This window comes from Halomicrobium sp. HArcel3 (assembly GCF_058933135.1).
Window position 1 is genome coordinate 202,866 of record NZ_JBZYDN010000006.1, and the last position, 8,874, is coordinate 211,739.

The following is an 8,874-nucleotide window of genomic DNA, read 5'->3' on the forward strand; positions in this document are numbered from 1 at the left end:
TGTGGAGCGCGGGATTGCGGTGGAATGCCTCGTCGCGGTAGGAACTGATACCCCGCGATCGGACTATGAGGCTTGCTAATAGTGGTCCGTACGACTATGTATCTCCTCGACGACGCCGTTCTCTGCGGATCACGTTGGTCAGCTGTCGCCTAGCCGCGTCCCGATACCGGAGAGACAGCGTCTCGCAGGTGATGACGATCTCCGGCTGGATGTGGCGTGACTGCTCCGGGGGGCCTGAGAGCGGTATTTCGTCTCCCGCTGGTCGAAACAACTATATTAGAACCTGCTCATATTACTAATCACTAAAATGGACCAGAACGCTACTGACACGGCTTCCCAGTCCGGCCGACCCGATGACTCGGCCGAGAGCGCGTGTTGTACGCCGATTCCCGATATCGACGAGGACGCGCTGGTCGGCGACGTCCAGTTGCTCTCGGCGCTTGGCAACGACACCCGCTACGAACTGGTTCGCCGCATCGGCGCTGCGGAGGACAGCGTCTGTGTCTGTGACCTCGAAGCCGCAGTCGGAATCAGCCAGAGTGGCGTCAGTCAGGCCCTGTCGCGGCTCTACTCGGCGGGGCTGGTCACGCGACGGAAAGAGGGATCCTGGCGGTACTACGGATTGACCGACGACGCCGAACAGATCCTGGACACGCTCGACGCTCTGGGGGGGCGACCATGAGTGACACACCGTCAGAGCAGTCGTCGCTCGACCGCGACGCTACTGCGCAGCGTCGTCTCGTCAGAGAACGCTACGCCGACATCGCCACCGGCGACGACGCGGATTCCTGCTGTGAGGACGCGACAGCCGACGGAGACGGCTGTTGTGACGGGTCGACTGGGACGGACAGCGAGCGACTCGGGTATTCCAGCGAGGACATCGAGGCGGTCGCCAACGGTGCAGATCTGGGCCTCGGATGCGGGAACCCGAAAGCCATGGCCGACCTCGAACCGGGCGAGACGGTCCTCGATCTGGGCTCCGGCGCCGGGTTCGACTGTTTCCTCGCCGCGAACGAGGTCGGGGAGGAGGGGCAGGTAATCGGCGTCGACATGACCCCCGAGATGGTCGAGAAAGCTCGAGACAACGTCGAACAGAATGACGCGACCAGCGTCGAGTTCCGCCTCGGCGAGATCGAACACCTGCCCGTGGCCGACGCCCGGGTCGACGTCGTCATCTCGAACTGCGTCATCAACCTCTCGCCGGCGAAAGGCCAGGTGTTCGCGGAGGCGTTCCGCGTCCTCGTTCCGGGCGGTCGCCTCGCCGTCTCGGACGTCGTGTTGACCGCGGAGCTGCCCGAGTCCCTCGAAACCGACCCGGACTCGGTGGCGGCCTGCGTCGCTGGCGCGTCGCCCGTCTCGGAGATAGAACGGCTGCTCGCCGACGCCGGGTTCGTCGATGTCCGGATCGAACCGAAAGACGACAGCGCCGAGTTCATCAGCGAGTGGGACGACCGGCTCGACCCGAGCGAGTACGTCGTCGCGGCGACTATCGAGGCGCGGAAACCGACGGCGGCGCGGAACTGACCCTCGGGACCGATGTCGGCGCACGCGGACCAGTCGAGCGACGGGTGGATCGACCGACCGAACGTCCGGATGCTGGCGGTCGTCAGCGCAACGCTGTTGCTGTCGACGTTACTCTGGTTCAACTACTCGGCGGTACTACCGACCGTCGTCGATCACTGGGGTCTCAGTGGCCTCCAGGCTGGCGTCGTCTACGGGGCATTCCAGGCCGGCTACCTCCTGGGCGTGATCCCGTTCGGGGCCCTCGCCGACCGGTACGCTCCGCGGCCGGTCATCGCAGTGGGCGCGACGGTCGCGGCGATCGGTAGCCTCGCGTTCGGGGCGGTGGCAGACGGACTCCTCGCGGGAACGGCGCTCCGCTTTCTCAGCGGTGTCGGGATGGCAGCCGTCTACGTCCCGGGGATGCGATTCGTCAGCGAGTGGTTCGATCCCAGCGATCGCGGGACCGCGATGGGCGTCTACGTCGGCACCTTTTCGCTCAGTAGCGGGCTATCGTTCGTGCTGACCTCGTCGATAGCTGGGAGCGCCGGCTGGCGGACCGGTATCGTGGCGACGAGCCTCCTCGCGCTCGGTGCCGGCCCACTCGTGTATCTGCTGGGGCGAGACAATCCCGACCGGGCGTCGAACGGTGGCGGGTTCGACCGCTCGCTGCTGACAGACCGGGCATTTCTCGCCGGCGTCGCTGTCTACGCCGCGCACAACTGGGAGCTCTACGGGATTCGTAACTGGCTGCCGGCCTTTCTCGTCACGACGGCGGCCGTCGGGGCGACCGACGCGCCGGTCGCCACTGCGGGCCTCCTGGCCGGCGTCGTCACGGCCGTCGGCGGCGCAGGAAACCTCGCCGGCGGCTGGCTGAGCGACCGTCTCGGCCGCTTTCGAGTGATAGCGGTCGCGCTCGCGTGTAGCGGTGCGGGAACGATCGTGCTCGGTGGGCTCGCGTGGGAGTCGCTGGCGGTTCTCGCTGCGGTCGTTTTTGGGTACGGGTTCGTGCTGACGATGGACAGCGCGCCGACCTCGACGACGATCACGCTGGTCGTCGACGACGATCAGATCGGAACCGCGCTGTCGCTACAGGCCTTCCTCGGGACGCTTCCGGGTATCGTCTCGCCAGTCCTGTTCGGTGCGGCGCTCGACGCTAGCGGCTACACGCTCGCATTGCCGACCCTTGGTGTCGGCGCACTGCTCGGTGTCGGCGGCGTCTACCTCTTCTGGGCTGCTACCGAGACCCGGACATGGGCCGAGACCAACGTCGATCCCGCAGACTAACCGCCTGACTGGCAAAACGATAAATTGGGAGTATACCGCTCTCGTCCGGCTTTTATCTCTCCTCACCGGGTGAAGGAGGATTCCTCACTTATGCCCCAGGTTGCATCCCGAACCACAGAGCAGCAGCACTCGTCAACTACCTGTCCCGACTGCAAGGGCGACGTCACCCAGTTCGGTCGCGAACGCTATTGCAAGGCCTGTGGTCTCATCGTCGACATCTACCGCGTCGACCACGGGCCCGAGTGGCGGTCGTTCGATGCAGATACCAGAGAACGCGTCGGCGCTCCCCGGACACAGGCCCGCCACGACCGCGGGCTCTCGACGAAGATCGGTCGGGGCGTCGACGCACGAGGGAACTCGCTCTCCGGGAATAAACAGCGACGACTCGCACGCCAGCGGCAGCTCCACTCCCAATCCCAGACGCGCTCGAAACGCGAGCGGAATCAGATTACAGGGAACAGCGAGATCAAACGTATCGCTGGCCATCTCGAACTCGGCGACGGCCTCGTCGAGCAGGCGTGTTCCCTCTTCGAAACTGCCCAATCCGACGACCTCCTGGTCGGTCGTTCTATCGAAGCCGGCGTAGCGGCAGCCATCTTCATTACCTGCCGGTTGAACGACTGTCCGCGTCAGGCAGAAACTATCGTGGAGCCGGCCCGCTGTTCAGTCGAGGATCTGTGGAACATGTCCGGCGTCCTCAAGCGAGAACTCTCGTTGCCAGTTCCGATACAGGAGCCAGCAGACTTCGTTCCCGAGATCACGGCTGCTCTTGAGGAGCAAATCCCTGCCAGCATGCGCCTCGAAGCCGAACAGTTGGCCACCGAGGTTCACGAGTCAGGTACCCTCCAGGGCAAGCCCTCAGCGATCGCTGCTGGGTGTCTCTACACAGTCGGCCGACGCGACGACCATCCCCAGCTGACTCAACGCGCCATCGCCGACGCAGCAAACGTCTCAGCCGTCTCAGTTCGCAAGCACTGGCAGACTATCCAGAATCCTGAGTGAACCATAGAAGACGGCCCTCGCTGGCAACATTGATTCATTGCGGAGGCAGAATATCCGCTCTCCGAATGTGCTGAGGTACTGTGAGCACAATGTTTAGCACGTATTGAACAGGTTACCTGGTCATGAACAGCGGACCAGTTCGGTTACTTCACCTGATCTGGTAGGGAGTTCTGTTCGACGCGGGAGAGAAGGTGTGTACAGTCAGATGGGCACCTTAGCACGACGAATTGCCCCCTTCTTCGGTGTGCTCTCTAGCAGAAACCTTATACAGAGATATCTCGAATAAGATACTAAGAGTCACCGATGGAGATGACCGAATTCATGGATCCCACTGCTGCGAAGATCGTCTTAGCAGCGGAATATGGGGATTCTATAAGCCGAATCGCGGAGAAAATCGGCATCTCGTACTCGTGGGTGTACAACTGGATCGACCGGCTCGAAACGGCATCGATAATCGCAAATACCGATACTGGGGTTCGAGTCGTCGACCAGGGACTCCGACGTGACTTCGACACCATGCTCGGCGCGCTGTATCAGCGGGACGAGATTACCCAGGACGACGCCTACATCATTCCACACTTCGCTGGCATGGAGTTCGCCTTCACCGAGATCGACGCCGCGTTCGTCTGGACCGAGGGCGGGTACCAGGTCGCACGAAGTCACGATGATTATCCCGTCTTCATTACCGTCCACGACCACGACGTCGAACGATGGGTCGAGTTCTTCGATAGATATGGTGTTGACGCGACCATCGGCGAACGGCCAGACGCTGACGACGTCGACGGGTCTGTGCACTACGTGCTCTTTCCGAGCACCGATGACATCGATCCGGCCTGGGTGGATGGCAGCCCCGTCATTCAGTTAGAGAACGCGATCGAGAAAATGCTCGACACGCGGGCTGCGTACGAACCTGCCCTCGAGATCATCGCCGACAAATACGACGTCGATATCGACGCGAGTCATCACGACCAGGCCCTCGAATCGAATAACACCTAACTTCAGGAAATGAGTCATACTGAACGACAGCGCGAGCTCATCGAGACGTATCAGGCAGTACAGAGAGAAGACCTCCCGTTCGTCCTCGTCGGCGGGTGGGCAGTGTCGGCGTTCCAGTCCCGCTTCACGACTGACGTCGACATGGTCATTTCCGAGGTAGCCGTCGATCAGTATACGAATCTACTCGCAGATCGAGGGTACACAAAGGAGTTTGATACCGACATTTCCAACGTCTACCAGGGCCGAATTGTCCGGTACGAGAAAGCAGTCGGCGAGAATACAGTCCAATTCGACGCTCTCGTCGAAGCTCTTCGATGCAGGCAGACCGATGCCGAATGGTCGTATCGATATCTTGCCGAGTACAGTGTCGTCGAGTCGTTGTCTCTCGCTGAAGGCCTCGAAGCTCGGATCCCAGAACCTGCGCTTCTCTTTGCACTGAAGCTCCATAGCGGACGATTGACGGACGCTCGTGACCTCGTTCTGATGACCTCGCATACGGACTTCGACCGTATCGAGCGCCATCTTCACCGTGGTGATTCAAACGCACTCAAGCAACAGATACAGACCGTCAAGGAGAAGATCAGGAGCGACGGTTTCATCGACTCTCTCAAAGGGGTTTTTCAGTTGCAACAGGAACCAGAAGAAGACGTCGCGACTCTACAGCGGTTCCTGGCGGACCAAGCGGATTCCCTGTAACCGGAACCAAGATCCGCTTCATACCTCGTTGCATAATATCAGACAGTGTCCGAAATCACGAAACGAGATATAATTGTTAGGGGCGATGGAGTCGCCAGGTGGTGATACTAGCCTCTCTCGAAAAGAGGCAGCCGACGACATTTACCGTCTGACTCCCCATCGGCCGATTCACTCAGGGCCACGAGAGTTTCTGTAATCGAGACGGCTACGTTTCAGGAGTAATCGATGGAGCATCCGGGCCAGGTCCGTTGCACTGGCTGACACAGCGATGACCACCGGTGTTCCTCGGACGACGTTTCCCGCCGATACCCGGGCCTGGGGACATCGAACAGATGTCCCCGTCGGGAGTCTTGCTTCCCACGCTGTGGCGGGTCGCGATCTCCCTCGCTCACGGACGTCGTTGCGTTCGCAACGGAGATCGACCGCCACACCGCGGTCGCTGGCGATTCCGGGCCCGCGCATCGACGTTGTCCGTCTGACACCACCGCCCACCCGACCCCCGCGCCCCCGTTCCTCGGTCCGGGCATTTCGCGCCTTCCGTTGCGTCTCTCCGCACCGCTCGACGGACGGGGCACGGTCCGGGCTGCTCGCTTCCGCGCTCTCTCAGCACTGCCCGAGCGCGGGGCTCGCATACACGCGGGCATGTCGCGGATTTGGGGCCACCGGGGGATTCCTCCAGGCTTCTCTCTCGGCGCGCGGCCACGTCCGCCCCCGCAGGGGCGGATTCCGTTGCGTTTCGCGGGCCCGGACCGGCGACTCCTCGCCCGACGGGCGAGCTTCGCCGGACCCGCGAACGGACGGGGCCCCGCGCCGTCGGAGATAGCTCACAGACGCCACGCTTACTCGCCCGGTCGACCGAGGACTGCGGACCCTCCCCGCCGTCGACGGCGCGACGGCGGGTCCCTTCCACAGCCCTCGGCCGACAGTGCGTCGACGCGACGCGTCTGTTGCGCCACCGCAGGCGCGGCTTCCCAGAGCCTTGCCAGGCTCACTGGCCTACACACGTTTATCGGATATGGGTTTCCGGTCGTGCGCGTTTCCTCCTCATCGGCTTTCGCACTCCTCCGCTCGCTGCCGAGACTGCTCCCCGCCGCCGCCGGGGAGCTTCCATCGGCGACCACGCGGAGTTCACGCACCGATTGTCCGGAGGGACTTGCGCCGACTCGGCGTGCTCACACCGCGAGCACGCCGCTCGCGGGCACCCCACCGCGCCCCCGCGACCCCACGACCCGAGAGCGGGCCGCTGTGGCACTTCGTCTTCGACTCCGTGCCACTGGACCCGCAACCGGGTATACCGGGGTATATCGGGGGTAATCGGTGCGGTACCCGCGACGGAGAACCCTATCCGATAAACGGTTCTAAAAAGGGGTGAACTCGCGTCGAGCGGGTGACCGCCCCGGCGGCAGCCACCGCGCCGCAGGGTGGGGTGGTCAGCCCGGTCGTGAGTTCAGTGGTTGTATCGCTCGCTCAGTGTGGTTGTTCTCCGTTCTGTAGGGCGCGGAGGACAGATGGTTCTCGACGGTTGGTTGCAGAGGACGTCGTGAGACGCCCTACAAGTGTTATCCATCTATGAGTTCACACGGTTCGCACAAGAAAGTATCGGTCAGAAAGCACAGCGGAGTGGCGGACGAGCAGCGTGCGCCAGAAGAGCAGACCTTGCAGACGTCAGTGGCGTCCCAGGTCGACGCGAACGGTCTCCTGAACGAGGTCGCTGAAACGACTCACGAACAGGAGCTGCGCCCGTCTGTGGAACAGGAAATCCAGGGGAAGAAAGATTACGACTGGACGCGCTCGACGGACGTCGGTCCGGATCGTCGATACGGTGAAACTCTCGCGTCGCAAGAACGGCGGCTGGGCGAAGCGGCTGAAATGGAGCGCCATCGCGAGCACGCACTGGCGGCTGCGGAGGCTGACCTCGAACGTGGGAAATCCTGTAGAGCGCAAACCCAGATTGAACAAGCGCGAACGGCGAGGGACTTCTGGGAACGAGCGCACCTCGCGGCTGGTCGAGAGTTCGTCACCATCCCTCAATCCAGTCGAACGCAAACGGTGGACCCCCGAGCCACGCTGAGTCAGGAAGAACTGGCCAGGGTGAACGAACGGGCGACCTCCATAGCAGCGAGCTTCGAAGCCCTCTCACGTGCCGACGCTGCACGGCGGCTGGCCGAGGAGTGGGACAAGCAGGGAACATCCTTCACCGAGGCAGTGTTCACGGTCCTGAACGAGTGGGCGGACGACCCCACTGTGCCGATCAACGTGGCTGGGATCGATCCCGACGACAGGTGGGTCACCGTCGAAGGCGAAATCACGTGGTTGTTCGACGAGCCCGCGACCCGGAATCAGTACCAGGTCGGCTACCTCGAAGATGATCAGGGAGCGTCAGCCAAGGTGACGGTCTGGCGCCGGTCCATGTACGGTCCCATGGTTCGCACGCTCTCGGAAGGCGACCGTGTTCGAATCGCCCTCGGAAAGCCAGGTGAATACAACGGGCAGAAGACAATCGCAGTCACGAGCGATACTGCCATCATCTCGCTCGACCGGTGACGAACAGGCAGCTCTCTTTTTGTTCCCCACCGATCGTCGACGGTGGACTCTCGATGTGGACCTCGGCAATTGACTCCCAATTTTCGAATGGCAGAATTCTACCCATCGTAACTGAGGTCCATTGCTTCTCGTTCGCGCCCCCGGCTGGCGATCTCGATGCGCATCGTCATCACCCAAACGAACGCCGATCTTGTTCAAAGGCTGATATAGGCCAGGGGGTGGCTGGTGACTCGAACTCTTGGGGCCTCCGGGGGGTAGCAACGAATCTGGAATTCACTGATCACAATCCTCACGAGACTGAGAATTCCCCCTGCTGGAGTCTCGCTGGGAGGCCGAATATTGTTGGGGGCAAGTTGCCCTGAGCGTCGGATCGGGTGTTGGACACAGTCATGATCCGACTTCCAATCTAGTGAAAGTGACTATTTTCCCAGTAGTGATCGCTGCGTGGGACATCTGGACTGATCTCGAAACCGTGCAACAGGCTACCTGAAAAAAGGAAGTGGGCTAGTGACTCACCCTTCAGTTGCGGCCACATTCGGGGATCGACTCGATATCGATCGTCGCGACCTTCCTACCATCGAACATGAATATAACCGTGCCGGCGTCGCTCTTGTTTCCGATCCAGAAGGATTTGCACTTGTGCTTGTCGACCGTGACCTTCCCGCCCTTACCCGTTCCTTTCAGCCTGTAGGAGAACTTCAGATCGTGTTTCGTGTCGTTGTGGACGACGTGTTTGATACGTTTGTCTGTTCGACATTCTGCCTCAAATCGAACGTCCTTTTTGATATCTGGCTTCTTCTTTCCGTCCTTATCCGATGTGTCGGTTTCCGTTTCCGTGTCGGTTTCCGT

Annotated in this window: 8 protein-coding genes; 7 read left to right on the forward strand and 1 reads right to left on the reverse strand. The window is 61.6% G+C overall.

Translation table 11 applies throughout. The annotated features are described in order from the left end of the window. The first annotated feature begins 307 nt into the window (after positions 1–307). The 7 genes from AC5FRV_RS15890 to AC5FRV_RS15920 all read left to right on the forward strand — a co-directional run bounded on the left by AC5FRV_RS15890 (position 308) and on the right by AC5FRV_RS15920 (position 8,025). Entirely contained in the window at positions 308–682 is a 375-nt protein-coding gene (locus tag AC5FRV_RS15890) for an ArsR/SmtB family transcription factor (RefSeq protein WP_493562066.1), read from the forward strand. Next, positions 679–1,524 (forward strand): arsenite methyltransferase, encoded by an 846-nt coding sequence (arsM, locus tag AC5FRV_RS15895; protein ID WP_493562067.1) that lies wholly within the window; start codon positions 679–681, stop codon positions 1,522–1,524. Before AC5FRV_RS15890 ends, arsM begins: the two co-directional genes overlap by 4 nt. Before the next feature lie 12 nt (positions 1,525–1,536). Then, positions 1,537–2,787: an MFS transporter gene (locus AC5FRV_RS15900; protein ID WP_493562068.1), complete on the forward strand. Its 1,251-nt coding sequence runs from the start codon at positions 1,537–1,539 to the stop codon at positions 2,785–2,787. A 69-nt stretch (positions 2,788–2,856) separates the two neighbouring features. Then, entirely contained in the window at positions 2,857–3,789 is a 933-nt protein-coding gene (locus tag AC5FRV_RS15905; RefSeq protein ID WP_493562069.1) for a transcription initiation factor IIB, read from the forward strand. 309 nt (positions 3,790–4,098) lie between these two features. Next, positions 4,099–4,785, forward strand: coding sequence for a helix-turn-helix domain-containing protein (locus AC5FRV_RS15910; RefSeq protein WP_493562078.1), 687 nt, complete (start codon positions 4,099–4,101; stop codon positions 4,783–4,785). A gap of 9 nt (positions 4,786–4,794) precedes the next feature. After that, positions 4,795–5,481, forward strand: a complete 687-nt coding sequence (locus tag AC5FRV_RS15915) for a hypothetical protein (protein WP_493562070.1) — start codon at positions 4,795–4,797, stop codon at positions 5,479–5,481. Between the two features lie 1,569 nt (positions 5,482–7,050). After that, positions 7,051–8,025, forward strand: coding sequence for a single stranded DNA-binding domain-containing protein (locus tag AC5FRV_RS15920; RefSeq protein ID WP_493562071.1), 975 nt, complete (start codon positions 7,051–7,053; stop codon positions 8,023–8,025). Between the two features lie 519 nt (positions 8,026–8,544). Here AC5FRV_RS15920 and AC5FRV_RS15925 read toward each other — a convergent pair. Beyond that, positions 8,545–8,874: hypothetical protein (locus tag AC5FRV_RS15925; protein WP_493562072.1), on the reverse strand; the 330-nt coding region annotated here is incomplete at its 5' end.